The organism is Brevundimonas bullata (assembly GCF_014207965.1).
GTDB lineage: Bacteria > Pseudomonadota > Alphaproteobacteria > Caulobacterales > Caulobacteraceae > Brevundimonas > Brevundimonas bullata_A.
The window spans coordinates 336,086-350,357 of record NZ_JACHLM010000003.1; the positions used below are offsets into that span (position 1 = coordinate 336,086).

General features: G+C 67.2%; 15 protein-coding genes. 4 read left to right on the plus strand and 11 right to left on the minus strand.

Annotated features, from left to right (window positions below; translation table 11 throughout):
• Positions 1–197 precede the first annotated feature (197 nt).
• From HNP51_RS10365 to coxB, 11 genes are all read right to left on the minus strand, one after another.
• The gene (locus tag HNP51_RS10365; RefSeq protein WP_184269755.1) at positions 198–1,865 is read right to left on the minus strand and encodes a bifunctional diguanylate cyclase/phosphodiesterase; all 1,668 of its coding nucleotides are present in this window, start codon (positions 1,863–1,865) and stop codon (positions 198–200) included.
• Positions 1,862–2,485: a GNAT family N-acetyltransferase gene (locus HNP51_RS10370; RefSeq protein ID WP_184269753.1), complete on the minus strand. Its 624-nt coding sequence runs from the start codon at positions 2,483–2,485 to the stop codon at positions 1,862–1,864. The genes HNP51_RS10365 and HNP51_RS10370 overlap by 4 nt, the downstream gene beginning before the upstream one ends.
• 42 nt (positions 2,486–2,527) lie before the next feature.
• Positions 2,528–3,754: a pitrilysin family protein gene (locus tag HNP51_RS10375; protein WP_184269751.1), complete on the minus strand. Its 1,227-nt coding sequence runs from the start codon at positions 3,752–3,754 to the stop codon at positions 2,528–2,530.
• A 50-nt stretch (positions 3,755–3,804) separates the two neighbouring features.
• Positions 3,805–4,527: an SURF1 family protein gene (locus tag HNP51_RS10380; RefSeq protein WP_184269749.1), complete on the minus strand. Its 723-nt coding sequence runs from the start codon at positions 4,525–4,527 to the stop codon at positions 3,805–3,807.
• Positions 4,524–4,871, minus strand: a complete 348-nt coding sequence (locus tag HNP51_RS10385) for a DUF983 domain-containing protein (protein ID WP_184269747.1) — start codon at positions 4,869–4,871, stop codon at positions 4,524–4,526. Before HNP51_RS10385 ends, HNP51_RS10380 begins: the two co-directional genes overlap by 4 nt.
• A gap of 59 nt (positions 4,872–4,930) precedes the next feature.
• Positions 4,931–5,809 (minus strand): cytochrome c oxidase subunit 3, encoded by an 879-nt coding sequence (locus HNP51_RS10390; protein ID WP_184269745.1) that lies wholly within the window; start codon positions 5,807–5,809, stop codon positions 4,931–4,933.
• A gap of 55 nt (positions 5,810–5,864) precedes the next feature.
• On the minus strand, positions 5,865–6,383 hold the full coding sequence (locus HNP51_RS10395) for a cytochrome c oxidase assembly protein (RefSeq protein WP_184270556.1): 519 nt from the start codon (positions 6,381–6,383) through the stop codon (positions 5,865–5,867).
• A 44-nt stretch (positions 6,384–6,427) separates the two neighbouring features.
• A complete protein-coding gene (locus HNP51_RS10400; protein WP_311769935.1) occupies positions 6,428–6,673 on the minus strand; it encodes a hypothetical protein in 246 nt (81 codons plus the stop codon).
• Positions 6,674–6,677: 4 nt separating this feature from the next.
• Positions 6,678–7,655: a heme o synthase gene (locus HNP51_RS10405; protein ID WP_184269743.1), complete on the minus strand. Its 978-nt coding sequence runs from the start codon at positions 7,653–7,655 to the stop codon at positions 6,678–6,680.
• Between the two features lie 64 nt (positions 7,656–7,719).
• Positions 7,720–9,369 (minus strand): cytochrome c oxidase subunit I, encoded by a 1,650-nt coding sequence (gene ctaD / locus HNP51_RS10410; protein WP_184269741.1) that lies wholly within the window; start codon positions 9,367–9,369, stop codon positions 7,720–7,722.
• A gap of 24 nt (positions 9,370–9,393) precedes the next feature.
• Positions 9,394–10,347: a cytochrome c oxidase subunit II gene (gene coxB / locus HNP51_RS10415; RefSeq protein ID WP_260398425.1), complete on the minus strand. Its 954-nt coding sequence runs from the start codon at positions 10,345–10,347 to the stop codon at positions 9,394–9,396.
• Positions 10,348–10,617: 270 nt separating this feature from the next.
• Between coxB and HNP51_RS10420 the strand changes: the two genes are divergently transcribed.
• From HNP51_RS10420 to tldD, 4 genes are all read left to right on the plus strand, one after another.
• Positions 10,618–11,034, plus strand: a complete 417-nt coding sequence (locus HNP51_RS10420) for a PadR family transcriptional regulator (RefSeq protein WP_184269737.1) — start codon at positions 10,618–10,620, stop codon at positions 11,032–11,034.
• On the plus strand, positions 11,031–11,603 hold the full coding sequence (locus HNP51_RS10425; protein WP_184269735.1) for a DUF1700 domain-containing protein: 573 nt from the start codon (positions 11,031–11,033) through the stop codon (positions 11,601–11,603). Before HNP51_RS10420 ends, HNP51_RS10425 begins: the two co-directional genes overlap by 4 nt.
• A gap of 24 nt (positions 11,604–11,627) precedes the next feature.
• Positions 11,628–12,407, plus strand: a complete 780-nt coding sequence (locus tag HNP51_RS10430; protein ID WP_184269733.1) for a GIN domain-containing protein — start codon at positions 11,628–11,630, stop codon at positions 12,405–12,407.
• A gap of 105 nt (positions 12,408–12,512) precedes the next feature.
• A complete protein-coding gene (gene tldD, locus HNP51_RS10435) occupies positions 12,513–13,943 on the plus strand; it encodes a metalloprotease TldD (RefSeq protein WP_184269731.1) in 1,431 nt (476 codons plus the stop codon).
• The last annotated feature ends 329 nt before the right edge of the window (positions 13,944–14,272 follow it).

Genomic DNA, 14,272 nt, shown 5'->3' on the forward strand with positions numbered 1-14,272 from the left:
GGTGAAATGCCGTGAACTGACGAAAGTCAGACTCTCTGCCATCCTCCGACGAAGCGAAGCGGAGATCGGGGGACCCAGCGGCGCCGAAGGCGATCTTCACGGCCAAGTCAGCGCAGGGATTTTTCGCCCTGCGGGCGCCGCTGGGTCCCCCGGTCAGCGCCGCTACGCGCCTTGCCGGAGGATGACGAAAGAAAAACCTACGCCGAGCGTGCCTTGATCGGGGCGGTGCCGTCGGCGAGCGACTCGTTCAGATAGACCTCGGCCTCTTGGGCCGGCAGGGCCGGCGCATAGCCAAAGCCCTGGCCGTAGTGGCAGCTGGCGTCCAGCAGCAAACCCGCCAGTTCGGCGTTCTCGACGCCCTCGGCCACGACTTCTAGCGACAGGTCGCGGCCCAGGTTGACGACCGACTTGACGATCTTGGCCGAGCCCTCGTCCTTGTTCATCGTTAGAACGAAGTAGCGGTCGATCTTCAGCGTGTCGAAGGGCAGGCGCGCCAGATAGGACAGGGACGAGAAGCCGGTGCCGAAGTCGTCCAGCGCGAGGCTGGCCCCGGCCTCGCGCAGTTTCGCCAGCACCTCGGCGGCGTGCGCGGTGTCGCGCATGATGTCGCCCTCGGTGACCTCCAGCTTCAGGGCGCCGCGCGGTAGGCCGGTTTCCTGAATAATTCGGGCCACGTCCTCGACCAGATGGTCACGCTCGATCTCGCCGACCGACAGGTTGACGCTGCAGAACAGCTTGCCCGCGCTGGGGTGGCGATGGAGCCACTCGGCCAGCTGACGCGCCGCCTGGGTCATCATCAGCAGACCCAGCTCGTTCATCAGGCCCATTTCATCGGCCAGGGTCAGGAAGTCGTCCGGCGGCACCAGGCCGCGCTGCGGATGACGCCAGCGCACCAGGGCCTCAAACCCGGCCACCGCCCCGGTCTTCAGGTTGACGATGGGCTGATAGAAGGGCTCGATCTCGCCGCGGACAAAGGCGTTTCGCAGGTCGGCTTCCAGCGCCAGTCGCGACAGGCTGTCGGATTCCAGCGCCCGGCCATAGGCCGCGTCCCCGCCCCGCCCGGCGGTCTTGGCCTGTTCCACCGCCAATTCCACCCGGCGCAACAGTTCGGCGGGATCCGGCGCATCCGGCCCGCCCTCGGCGGCGACCGCGCCAATGGATACAGTCGGATAGATGTCGAAGCCAGCGACGCGCAACGGCTGTTCCAGCGCCTCGCGCATGCGCTGGCTGCCGCCGGTCGCCCCGCGCCGGGTCAGGACGGCGAACTCGTCCTCGCCGATACGGGCGGGCGAGCAATCCTGCGAAAAGGCGCCCGCCAGCCGCGAGCCCAAGGCCGACAGCACCAGATCGGCGCGTTCGTGGCCCAGCGCCTCGTTCAGACGGCGCAGGCGATCCACGTCGGCAACGACCAGTTCATAGTCGCCCGGCTGAGCCAGGGTCTCGGCCACGCGGACCAGGAAGGTGCGGCGGTCCAGCAGGCCGGTCAGGGTGTCGCGGTCGGCCCCGGCGAACTTGGTCTCCAGGGCGACGACGCCCGCGGCGCGCAGGCCGTCCTCCAGCCAGACGCCGCGCCACAGGCAGGTCTCGCAGCCGCGCATGCGCAAGCGCACGGCGATCTCGGTCCCCTCGGCCTGTGGCTTGAGCAAACGGTCGGCCAGGGCGCGGTCCTGAGGCATGGCCAAGGCGGCGAAGGCCGCGCCCGAACATTCAGGAGCCAGCGGGCCGAGCCCCAGCGAACGAGTCGCGCCCGTAAAACGAATCTGGTCGTCGGCGGGGGTCCAGATCCACAAGGCGGCGTCGGCGGCGGCCAGCGCCTCGATCGCCGTCGTGGGGTCCCAGGCCAGCGCTCTGGATCGTGTGTTCAAAGCGATTCCCGGATGTAAAAACTGGACGCGGCCGGGTCCGGGACGAACTCGTCCCTGATGACGCCGAACAGCAGATGATCTGCCCATGCGCCGTTAATTTTCAAATAAGCTTTCGCCAGTCCCTCGTGCCTGAAACCGGCCTTTTCGAGCACGCGACGAGAGGCCTGATTGGTCGGCACGCAGGCCGCCTCGACCCTGTGCAGCTTCAGCGCGTCAAAGGCAAAGCCGAGCATAGCCCTCGCCGCCGCCGTGGCCGCCCCCTGCCCCGCATAGGGCTGGCCGATCCAGTAACCCAGCGTCCCCGTCTCGGCCACGCCGCGACGGATGTTCGACAGGGTGATGGCCCCCATCAAGGCCTCCTCGTCGGGATCAAAGATGAACAGCGGCCAAGCCGTGCCCAGTTCCATCTCCCGGGCATAGACGCCGAGGCGCCGTCGAAAGGCGGCCCGGGTCAGGTCGTCCTCGGCCCAGGCCGGCTCCCACGGCTGCAGATAGTCGCGCGACCCGCCGCGCAGTTCGGCCCACTCGACGTGATCCGCCGGACGCGGCGGGCGCAGCAAGACCCCCTGTCCGCGCAGGACGGGTCCGGTCGCCTCGGCCATCCAGTCGAACAGGGCCATGGCGGCAGATTAGCGAGAAGCGTCGCCGACGCCAGCCACGACTTAGCGACTCGCCGCCGAGGCTGTCAGCCGCGTCGTAAAGGCCTGGCCCGCCGGCGCCGCCGCCTTGGGCCCCAGCACCGCCGTCGCCGAGCGCCCGGCTTCGATCATGGAGCGCCCGACGGCGCGCAGATCGTCGGCGGACTGGGCCAGGATCCGGGCGGCGCTGTCCTCGGACGAGACCGGCGCGCCGAAGATCAGGGCCTGGGCGGCGTTACGCCCTGCGCGGCTGGCGGGGCTTTCGTCGGCCATCCAAAGGCTGGCGTTCAGGACGGCCTTGGCGCGCGACAGTTCGGCGTCGGTCGGGCCCTTCTCGGCCAGATCCAGCAGTTCGGCGGCGCTGACCTCCGCCAGCTCCACCGCGCGATCCGCGGCGGCCCCGGCGTAGACGCCCAGAAGCCCGGCGTCCTCATAGGCTTCCTGATAGGCGTCGATGGCGTAGGCCAGGCCCCGGTCCTCGCGCGCGCTCTGGAACAGGCGAGAAGCCATGCCGCCGCCGAGGATTTCGGTGAACAGGCGCAAGGCCGGCAGACGCGGATCGAGGGCGCTCATCGACGGAAGCTGGAAGACCAGGTTGGCCTGTTCGATCTTGCGCGTCAGCCTGGCTTCCCCGCCGACGAAGACGGCGGGGGCGAGCGGGTCCAGCGGCGTCGCCGCCTCCGGCCCGAACCAGCGCTCGGCCAGGGCCAGCAGTTCGTTTTCTTCGACCGCGCCGGACACGGCGACGACCATGCGGTCGGGCGAATAAAGCCGGGCGCGCCAGTCGGCCACGGCGGACCGGTCTGCGGCCTTCAGGCTGTCGATCGTGCCGAGGATGGGCCGACCCAGGGCCTGACCGGCATAGGCGCGCGTCTGGGCCATTTCGAAGACGTGGTCGTCGGGCGTGTCGAAGGCCTCGGCGATCTCCTGGGCGACGACGTCCTTTTCGCGGACGATCTCGGCGGGGTCGAGCGTGGGGCGGAAGACCAGATCCGAGACGATCTGCATGGCCAGGGGCAGCGAGCCGTGCAGGGCGCGGATCTCGAAGCTGGTGCGCTCATAGCCGGTGGCGGCGTTGATCGAGCCGCCTTCAGCCTCGATGCGCTCGACAATCTCGCGGGCGCCCATGTCGCCGGCGCCCTTGAACACCAGATGTTCCAGCAGATGCGACCAGCCAGAGCGGGTCTCGTCCTCCATCCGCGCGCCGCCGCGCACGGCGACGGTCAGGGCGAAGGTCCGCAGACCGGGCATGGGGTCACAGACGACGCGGACGCCGTTGGACAGGGTGTGAAGGCGAGCAGTCAGGATTCTATGTCCTTGCGGGTCATGCGGCGGCGCAACAGCACCACGTAGAAGGCGATCAGGGCGGCGGCGAGACCGAACCAGGTCAGGGCGTACCCCAGGTGATTGTTGGTGAAGGCGGCGGGCGGCGCCGAGGGCCTCAGCGCGGCCCAGTCAGGGTTGGTCGAGGTGGTGGCGAAGACTGTGAAGGGCGAGATCGGCCCCTCGACCTTCAAGGCGCGGGCCATGGCCTCGGCGTCGCGGCCATAGAAGCGGCCCTGGGCAGGCGGCGGGGTCAGGGCGCTAGGCGCCGGGGCGCGGCGCAGAACGCCGGTGATGACGACGGGCATGGTGTCGTCGGCGTTCACCGTGGGCCGGGCCGAGATGTCAGCGGGCACGAAGCCGCGATCGACCAGCAGGGTCTCCTCCATCCCTTCAGGGCGGCAGGCCGAGACCAGACGCACGCCCGCGTCGCTGTTTTCGATGGACTGCAGTTCGACATAGGGCGCCGCCCCCAGACCGCGGCAGGTCAGGATGACCCGGCGGAACTCTGGGTTATCGACCTTGAGGGCTTCGGCCAGCGGCAACGGCGGCAGCCCAGCGGCGGCCTCGGCCCCGTCCATCAGGCCTTCCTTCCACTGCATCCGCTGCACCTGCCAGACGCCCAGCGCCAGCAGGACGCCCAGCAGGGCGACGGCGAGGATAGTCAGAACGATGGGGAAACGCGGGCGAACAGCAGTCATTTCGGATCTCGGGTTCGCAGCATCTGCAGGGCTGTCATCAGCCCCTTGCCGGGGCGCATCAGGCCTAGGGCCAGGGCGGCGACCAGCGGCAGCCAAACGATCAGATGCAGCCAGATAGGGGGATGCCAGGCGATCTCGACCGCCAGGGCCGAGAAGCCGACGATAAAGCCGGCGATCTGCATGATGAAGGTGGCGGCGCCGTCGCCGGTCTCGACCGAGGCCAGGTCATGGCCGCAGGTCTCGCAGACAGGGCGGACCTTCAGAAAGCCCTGGAACAGAGGCCCCTGACCGCAGGCGGGGCAGCGGCCAAGCAGCCCGGCGCGGATCGCCTGTCCGCCAAGCAAATCGGCGCGGGACTGTTCGTCCCGCGCCGTTTGAAGTGCAGAGCCTGGATCGCTCAACGTCAGCCGAAGGTGACGTAGACGAAGGCGAACAGGAACAGCCAGACCACGTCCACGAAGTGCCAGTACCAGGCGGCGGCTTCGAAGCCGAAATGCTTCTGCGGCGTCATCTGACCAGCTTGCAGACGCAGCAGGCAGACGGCCAGGAAGATGGTGCCGACCAGGACGTGGAAGCCGTGGAAGCCGGTCGTCATGAAGAAGATCGACCCGTACAGCTTCGAGTGGGTCGCGGCTTCGTTGAAGAAGTAACCCTCGTGCAGGATGTGGTGATATTCGTAGGCCTGAACGCCGGTGAACAGCACGCCCAGCAGGACGGTGATCAGCAGACCCAGCTTGGCGGCCTTGCGGTCGCCGACTTGCAGCGCGTGGTGCGCCCAGGTGACGGTCGTGCCCGACAGCAGCAGGATGACCGTGTTCAGCAGCGGCAGGCCCCAGGGGTCCAGCAGCTCGACGCCCTTGGGCGGCCAGGTCTTCCAGGCGGCGGCGGTGTCGGCCCAGTTGCCGACTTCCGGGGTCAGGGCGCGCGACTCGGTGAAGAGCGCCATGTCGAAGAACATCCAGAAGAAGGCGACGAAGAACATCACTTCCGAAGCGATGAACAGGATCATGCCGTAGCGCAGGCCGATCGAGACGACCGGGGTGTGGTCGCCCTTCTGGCTTTCCTTGATCACGTCCGACCACCAGCCGTACATGGCGAACAGCACGCCCGCCAGACCGGCGAAGAACAGCCACTTGGTGCCTTCCGGCAGGCCGAACAGGCCCTTCATCCACATCACCGCGCCCACGAACATGACCACGCAGGCCAGGGACGAGATCAGCGGCCAGGGGCTCGGGTCCACAAGGTGGTAGTCGTGATGCGGTTTTGCGTGCGCGTCGGCCATTCCGGGGTCTCTGAATTAAGGCGAGAGATCGTTATATCAGGGGCTATAGCGCCCGCTATCCGGCTTTGCCAGTAGCGGATTGGCCAGAAGCGGCCTGCTGGAAGCCTTTGGTCGGGAAGAAGGTGTAGCTGAGGGTAATTTCACGCACCCCCTTGGACTCGGCGTCCGTCGCCATCTCGGGCGCGACGAAGTACTGGACGGGGAATTCCTTGGTCTCGCCGGGGCCGATTTCCTGCCCCTCGAAGCAGAAGCACTGCAACTTCTGGAAGTAGGGGCCGGCGCGTTCCGGCACGACATTATAGGCCGCCGTGGCGTGGATCGGCTGATCCGAGGTGTTGGTCACCTTGAAATAGGCCATGCCGGTTTCACCGATTCGCACGCGCTGGCTGACCTGCTCGGCCTTGAAGTCCATCGGCAGGTTGCGGACGTTGGTGTCGAAACGGATCAGGACGCTCTGGTCCAGGATCTCGGTCGGCGCCGCCTCGGCCTTCTTCACCGTGCCGTCAAAGCCGGTGACCTGACAGAAGAGGCGATAAAGCGGCACGGCGGCGAAGGCCGCGCCCGTCATGCCCATGACCACGGCCGCGCAGATCAGCGCGACGAGGTTCTTGCGGTCCTTCACGGCGTCGGCTCCGACATCGGGGCGGCAGCGGGAGCGGGCAGCGCCGGATCGGCCTGAAGCACCGTGCCGACCGCCGCCGCCTCGGCCGCCTTGCGGGCCTCGGTGTTGCGCTGAAGGTTCGTCACGGTGACGACGAAGACTAGGACGATGAAGCCGACCAGGCCCATGGCGATGGCCACGTTGCGGCGCTTGCGCGCGCGCACTTGCTCGTCGGTCAGTGTGATGAAGTTAGGACGGGTCACGCGGTCAGGCTCCCAGGCCCGGCAGCTGCTCGACCAGGAGGGCCGAGAACAGCGCCATCAGATACAGGATGGAGAAGGCGAACAGGTTGCGTGCCGGTTTGGCCTCGGCCCGGACGTCATACAATGCGGCCTCTCGCCCCACCGCCTCGGCCTTGTCCGGCTGGTCGCCCGCGCGCGAGCGCCACAGGCGGAACGCCAGGGCCAGGAAGAAGAGGCCGCCGGCCACAGAGACCGCCAAATAGACGACGCCGCCCAGCCCCAGGAAGGCCGGCGCAATGGCCACGGGCACGAAGATCAGGGTGTAGATCAGGATCTGCAGCCGGGTCGACTTTGCGCCGCGCGCCACCGGCATCATCGGAATGCCCGCCTTGGCGTAGTCGCCGGCCGAATAGAGGGCCAGGGCCCAGCTATGCGGCGGGGTCCACAGGAAGATGATCAGGAACAGCAGCCAGGCCTGCCACGGCGCGTCGCCCGTCACCGCCGCCCAGCCGATGACCGGAGGCAGAGCGCCCGCGGCCCCGCCGATGACGATGTTCTGGGGCGTCCGGCGCTTGAGCAACAGGGTGTAGAAGCCGGCGTAATAGACGATGGTCAGGGCCAGAAGGCCGCCGGCCAGCCAGTTGGTCGTCATGCCCAGCAGCATGACCGAGAAGATCGACAGGATGACGCCAAAGGCCATGGCGTCATTCTTGCGCACGCGGCCCGCGGCGACCGGACGGCCGCGCGTGCGGCGCATCAGGGCGTCGGTCTCCCCTTCCAGCGCCATGTTCAGGGCGCCGGCGGCCCCCGCCCCCACGGCGATGCACAGCACCGCGATGGCGGCCAGCAGCGGATTGGGGTGGCCCGGCGCCACGATCAGTCCGGTCACGGCGGTGAAAACCACCAGCGACATGACGCGCGGCTTCAGCAGCTGGAAGAAGTCTTCCGGCTGGGCGGTGGTCACGAGAGGGGTCTCACGAGTGGGGCGGTCGGTCATGGTCATAAAAAGCCAAAGGCCGCCCTTCCGGTTGCGAAAGGGCGGCCTCTCTAGGGTTATCCGGGTCGGATCAGTGGTTGTCCGCCTTGACCACCGGCAGTTCGTTGAACTGGTGGTGCGGCGGGGGCGACGACAGGGTCCACTCCAGGGTGGTGGCGCCTTCGCCCCACGGATTGGCCTCGCCCTTGCGGCGACGGATCGCAGCTTCAGCCAGCATCACCAGGAAGACGGCGACGCCGACGATGGTGATCAGGTAGCCGAACGACGAAACCTGGTTCCAGTAGGTGTAGGCTTCCGGGTAGTCGATGTAACGACGCGGCATGCCCTGCAGACCCAGGAAGTGCTGCGGGAAGAAGACGAGGTTCACGCCGACGAACATGATCCAGAAGTGGGTCGCGCCGAGGAACTCGTTGTACTTCACGCCGAACATCTTCTCGAACCAGTAGTAGAAACCGGCGAAGATCGAGAAGACGGCGCCCAGCGACAGCACGTAGTGGAAGTGGGCCACGACGTAGTAGGTGTCGTGCAGGCTGTAGTCGATGCCGGCGTTCGACAGGACCACGCCGGTCACGCCGCCGAGGGTGAACAGGAAGATGAAGCCCATCGCCCACAGCATGGGCGTCTTGAAGGTGATGGAGCCGCCCCACATGGTGGCGATCCAGCTGAAGATCTTCACCCCGGTCGGCACGGCGATGATCATCGTCGCGGCCACGAAGTAGGCGCGCAGGTTGATGCTCATGCCCACGGTGTACATGTGGTGCGCCCACACGATGAAGCCGATGAAGCCGATGGCGACCATGGCGTAGGCCATGGCGAGGTAGCCGAAGATCGGCTTCTTCGAGAAGGTCGAGACGATGTGCGAGATGATGCCGAAGCCCGGCAGGATCATGATGTAGACTTCGGGGTGGCCGAAGAACCAGAACAGGTGCTGGTACATCACCGGGTCGCCGCCGCCGGCCGGATCGAAGAAGCTGGTGCCGAAGTTGCGGTCCGTCAGCAGCATGGTGATGGCGCCCGCCAGAACCGGCAGCGACAGCAGCAGCAGGAAGGCCGTGATCAGCACGCCCCAGGCGAACAGCGGCATGCGGTGCAGGGTCATGCCCGGCGCGCGCATGTTGAAGATGGTGGTGATGAAGTTGATCGCACCCAGGATCGACGAAGCGCCGGCGACGTGCAGCGAGAAGATCGCCAGGTCGAACGACGGCCCCGTGTGGCCCATGGTGGAGAGCGGCGGATAGGCCGTCCAACCACCGCCGAAGCCCATGCCAGGTCCGCCGTCGACGAACATCGAGATGACCAGCAGCACGAAGGCGGCGAACAGCAGCCAGAACGAGATATTGTTCAGGCGCGGGAAGGCCATGTCCGGCGCGCCGATCATGATCGGCGTGAAGTAGTTGGCGAAACCGCCCATGGTCGCCGGCATGACGACGAAGAAGACCATGATCAGGGCGTGGGCCGTGACCGTGACGTTGTAGCCGTGCTTGGAAGCTTCAACGATCCCCAGTTGCTGGATGATCGTGCCTTCCTTGAACAGCTGGATGCCCGGCTCAGCCAGTTCCCAGCGGATCAGGCCCGACAGGGCGCCGCCGATGAGGCCGGTGAAGATGGCGAACATCAGGTACAGAAGACCGATGTCCTTATGGTTCGTCGACAGGAACCAGCGGGTGAAGAAACCCGGCTTGTGATCGTGATGATCGTCGTGCGTGGCAGCGGTGGCCATGATCGTTGGGCTCTCGCGTCTCTATTACTGGGCGGCCGGCGCGGCGGGCGCGGCTGCGGGGACCGCGGGAGCGGCGGCGGCGGTCGGGGCGGCGGCGTCAGCTGCCAGGGCAGCGACGGCGGCGGCAGTCGGGGCGGCGACCGGAGCAGCAGCGGCGGCGGCCGCAGCGGCTTCGTCAGCCTTCTTCGTCATGGAACCGCCCTTGGAGGCGACCCAGGCGGCGAATTCAGCCTCGGACACGACGTTGATCTGCATCGGCATGAAGGCGTGATCGACGCCGCACAGCTCGGAGCACTGGCCGTAATAGATGCCGGTCTTTTCGGCGTTGAACCAGGTCTCGTTGACGCGGCCCGGGACGGCGTCGGTCTTCAGACCAAAGGCGGGCAGACCAACCGAGTGGATCACGTCAGACGCCGTAACCAGCAGGCGCACGGTCTTGCCGACCGGCACGACCATGGGCTCGTCGGCGGCCAGGCGATAGAGGTGCGGCGGCGCCTTATCCTCGGGCGTCATGTTCGAGATGTACTCGGCCACGCCCTGATCCGGGTATTCATAGGCCCAGTTCCACTGGTTGCCGGTGACCTTAACCGTCAGGTCGGGGTCGGGCATGTCGTGATAGGCGAACAGCAGGCGGAACGAGAAGAGCGAGATGCCGACCAGGATCAGCACCGGCACCACGGTCCAGATGACCTCGATGACCGTGTTGTGGCTCCACTTGGCCGGAACCGGGTTAGAACGCTTGTTGTAACGGACAGCGATCCAGATCAGCAGGGCCAGCACCAGCAGGGTGATGATCGTGATCACCGGCATCAACACCACGTCGTGGAAGAAGATCGCCTCGTGCTTCAGCGGCGCTGCAGCGGGTTGCAGGCCGATACCGCCCGGGGTCGGTTGACCCAGCAGATCCTGCGCCCAAGCCGGCGCAGCGACGAAGGCGGCAAGAGCGGTCGCGGCGACACCGCCTCCGATCCGCGCCATGGCTCGCGTGCCCATCCCCATTCGAGTCCTCATAAACCGTTTCGCAGCCGACGTTTGCGAGCAATTCGCAAACACCCCCGGGCCCTTGCGGACCTCGGCGTTTCAGGGCCGGTCCTTATCGGCTCGGGTTGCGCTTGCCAAGCGATCAAGCGCCGCAAGAGGGGGGATGGGGCGAAAGTTCGGCGGATTAATTCGCTGTCATGTACTGACAGCTACCTTGCGGTGCACGATACCTTGCGATACCCATTGGCCATCACCGAAGGGAACGCCATGCCCGAAACCATCGACATCCAACTGAAGAAAGGCGTGCTGGGATTGTGCGTGCTGGCCCTGCTGGCCCGCTCCGACAGCTACGCCTATGAAATCGCCAGCCGCCTGTCCGACGCCATCGGCATGGGGGAAGGCACCATCTATCCGCTGATGCGCCGCATGCAGACGGACGGCCTGGTCGAGACCTATCTGGTCGAGTCCACCAGCGGCCCGTCGCGCAAATACTATCGGTTGACCGCCGCCGGTCGCGCCGCCCTGGAAGGTCAGACCGCCGAGTGGCGGGCCTTCGCCCAGGCCGTCGACGCCCTGGTGGCGAACACCGCGCCGCACAGCGACACCATAGCGGCAGGCGCGCCGATAGAGCCGGCCGCCCTGACTGACCAATCCGCAGACGCTCAACGGGGAGCTGAACAATGAACCGCGCCGAATTTCTGGCCCGCCTGCAACGCGGCCTGGTCGGACTGCCGACCACGACGGCGAACGACATCGTCGCCGACTATGAAAGCCACTTCGCCGACGGACTCGCCGCCGGTCGCACCGAGGCGCAGGTCGCCGAGGCCCTGGGCGATCCCGATCGTCTGGCCCGCGAGCTGAAGGCCGAGGCCAGCGCCAAGCGCTGGGGACAGGAACAGACCGCCTCCTCCGCCGCCGGGGCCATCTTCGGCATTCTGGGTCTGGGCGCGATCGACATCCTGATCCTGCTGCCCATCGCCCTGCCGGTGTTCGGCACGGTGCTGTCGCTCCTGATCGCCGGGGTCGCGGTCTTCGTGGCCGGCGGCGCCGTCCTGGTGGTCGGCCCCTTCCTCGGCGGGCCGGGCGGCGCCCTGGCGGCGGCCCTGCTGGGCGTCGGCCTGATGGGTCTGGGGATCTTCATGACCGGGACCATGGCCCTGCTGACCAAGTGGCTGATCGACGCCACCGTCTGGTACGCCCGCCTGCACTATCGCGTGGTCAAGCCCGCGCTCGAACCCCAATCGCAAGTCTGAGCCGGTTCTGAGGGAGGAACTGACATGATCCGCAATCTACTCATCATCTCGGGCGCCGGCCTGATCCTGGCCATCGTCGGCATCGGCGGCGCCTTCGCTGTGGGAGGCCGCGACCTGGCCCGCCACGACTGGACCTGGGTGGTCACCGACGACGACGCCGGCGACGACAGCTTCAAGATCGAACGCGGCGCCGTCTCGCCCGACGTGACCCGCACGCTGGCCTGGACCGGCGACCAACGGCTGGCCATCGATCTGCCCGCCGACGTCACCTATGATCAGGACGCCGCCTCGCCCGGCATCACGATCACCGGCCCCAAGAGCGCCGTTGACCGGGTCCGCTTCGTCAATGGTCGCTTGACCATGGATGACGCCCCCAGAGGCGACCGCAGCTACATCCGCTGGAGCGGCGCCGGCATTCACGGCTGGAGCGAGACCGAAGCGCTGAAGATCACCATCAGGGCGCCCTCGGTGAAGGCCTTCGACCTGTCCGGGCCGGCGGACCTGACAATCCGCGCCTATGATCAACCGACCCTGGACCTGACCATGACCGGCAGCTCGGACGTCCAGATCCAGGGCAAGACCGAAGCGGTCACCCTGGACATCTCCGGCTCTGGCAGCGCCGAGCTGGAAGAGCTGTTCGTCACCGACGCCAAACTGCGGGTCAGCGGCAGCGGCGACGCCGAAGTCGGCCCGACCGGCAAGGCCGAAATCGATGTCTCGGGCAGCGGCTCGGTGCGCCTGACCCGCCGCCCGGCCCAGCTGCGCCAGGACATCAGCGGTTCGGGAGACGTCACCCAGGACTGATCCTGTCCGCCCAGGACGGCCGACGGCCCCTTTCGCAGCGCGAGAGGGGCCGTTCCGTATGCGGAACCCGTGACGCAGGGCGGTCGAGCGCCTATCTAGCCTTGCATGAGCACAGTCGCCTCCCCCTCCCCCATCCTCGACGCCGCGGGCGTGGCCCCTGACGAGGCCCTGTCCATTCTGCAGACGGCGCTGGCCGGCGCCGACGACGGCGAGCTGTTTCTGGAAAAGACCGAGAGCGAATCGCTCGTCTTTGACGACGGACGGCTGAAGGGCGCCTCCTACGACGCGGTCGAGGGCTTCGGCCTGCGCGTCGTGGCGGGCGAGACCGCCGGATACGCCCACGCCAATGAGATTTCCGCCGCCGCCATCCGCCGCGCCGCCGACAGCGCGTCCCTGGCCAAGCGCGGCTACGCCGGTCACGCCGCCGAGGCCCCGCGCGCCACCAATCAGAAACTCTATGACGAGGTCGATCCCCTCGCCTCGCCCGGCTTCTCGGACAAGATCGAACTGCTGTCGGAAATCGACGCCTGGGCGCGCGCCCGCGACCCGCGCGTGGTGCAGGTCTCGGCCTCGATCACCGGAGAGCGCCGCGCGATCGAGATCCTGCGCGCCGACGGCCGGTTGCTCAGCGACGTGCGCCCTCTGGTCCGGCTGAACGTCTCGGTCACGGTCGAGCGCGACGGCAAGCGCGAGAGCGCCTCGTCCGGCGCCGGCGGCCGTGCGGGCTTTGAAGCCTGGATCGCGCCGGACCGCTGGCAGGGCCAGATCGACGAGGCCCTGAGGCAGGCCCTGGTCAACCTCGACGCCATCGACTGCCCGGCGGGCGAGATGGACGTGGTTCTGGGCGCCGGCTGGCCCGGGGTCCTGCTGCACGAGGCCATCGGCCACGGCTTCGAGGGCGACTTCCACCGCAAGGGCTCCTCGGTCTTCAGCGGCAAGATGGGCCAGCGCGTCGCCGCCCCCGGCGTGACCATCGTTGACGACGGCTCAATCGCCGGGCGGCGCGGTTCGCTGTCTTTCGATGACGAAGGCACCCCGACCTCGCGCACCGTCCTGATTGAGGACGGCATCATGGTCGGCCTGATGCACGACCGCCTGTCAGCGCGTCAGTTGGGGGCCCAGGCCACCGGCAACGGTCGCCGCCAGTCCTTCGCCCACATGCCCATGCCGCGCATGACCAACACCTTCATGGAGGCCGGCAACGACAAGTTCGAGGACATGATCGCCTCGACGAAGCGCGGCCTCTACGCCGCCAACTTCGGCGGCGGCCAGGTGGACATCACCAACGGCAAGTTCGTCTTCCAGTGCACCGAGGCCTATCTGATCGAGGACGGCAGGATCACCGCACCCGTCCGCGGCGCCACCCTGATCGGCGACGGGGCCACCGCCCTGACGCATATCCAGATGGTCGGCGACGACTTCGCCTTCGACCCCGGCGTCGGCGTCTGCGGCAAATCAGGACAGGGCGTCCCCGTCGGCATCGGCCAGCCCAGCCTAAAGATGGGCGGCCTGACCGTAGGCGGCACGGCGGTCTAGGTTCAGGCCTTCACTGGCCCCGTCAGCCGCCCTTGCGCTGAGGTCATGCTGCATGCCCATGTCTGCATGAGACGCCTGATAGATCCCGCGTCCGAGGCGAAGCGTTTCGCCATCCGCTGCCATTGCGCGAGGTCGGCGCCGTAACCCCAACAGCCTTGAGTTCAGACAGACGCATCATGCGTCCCCAACCGAGGAGCTGACGGGCAAGTTCGCGATTTGAGAGCGCCATGAGCTAAGTAAAAATCCTCGGAGGTTAGACCCTATCTTCCTAGGTTTTGTATCCCCATCGCCTAGCAACCTTAAATCGCTTCTTTGGCGTAAGCCTGAGC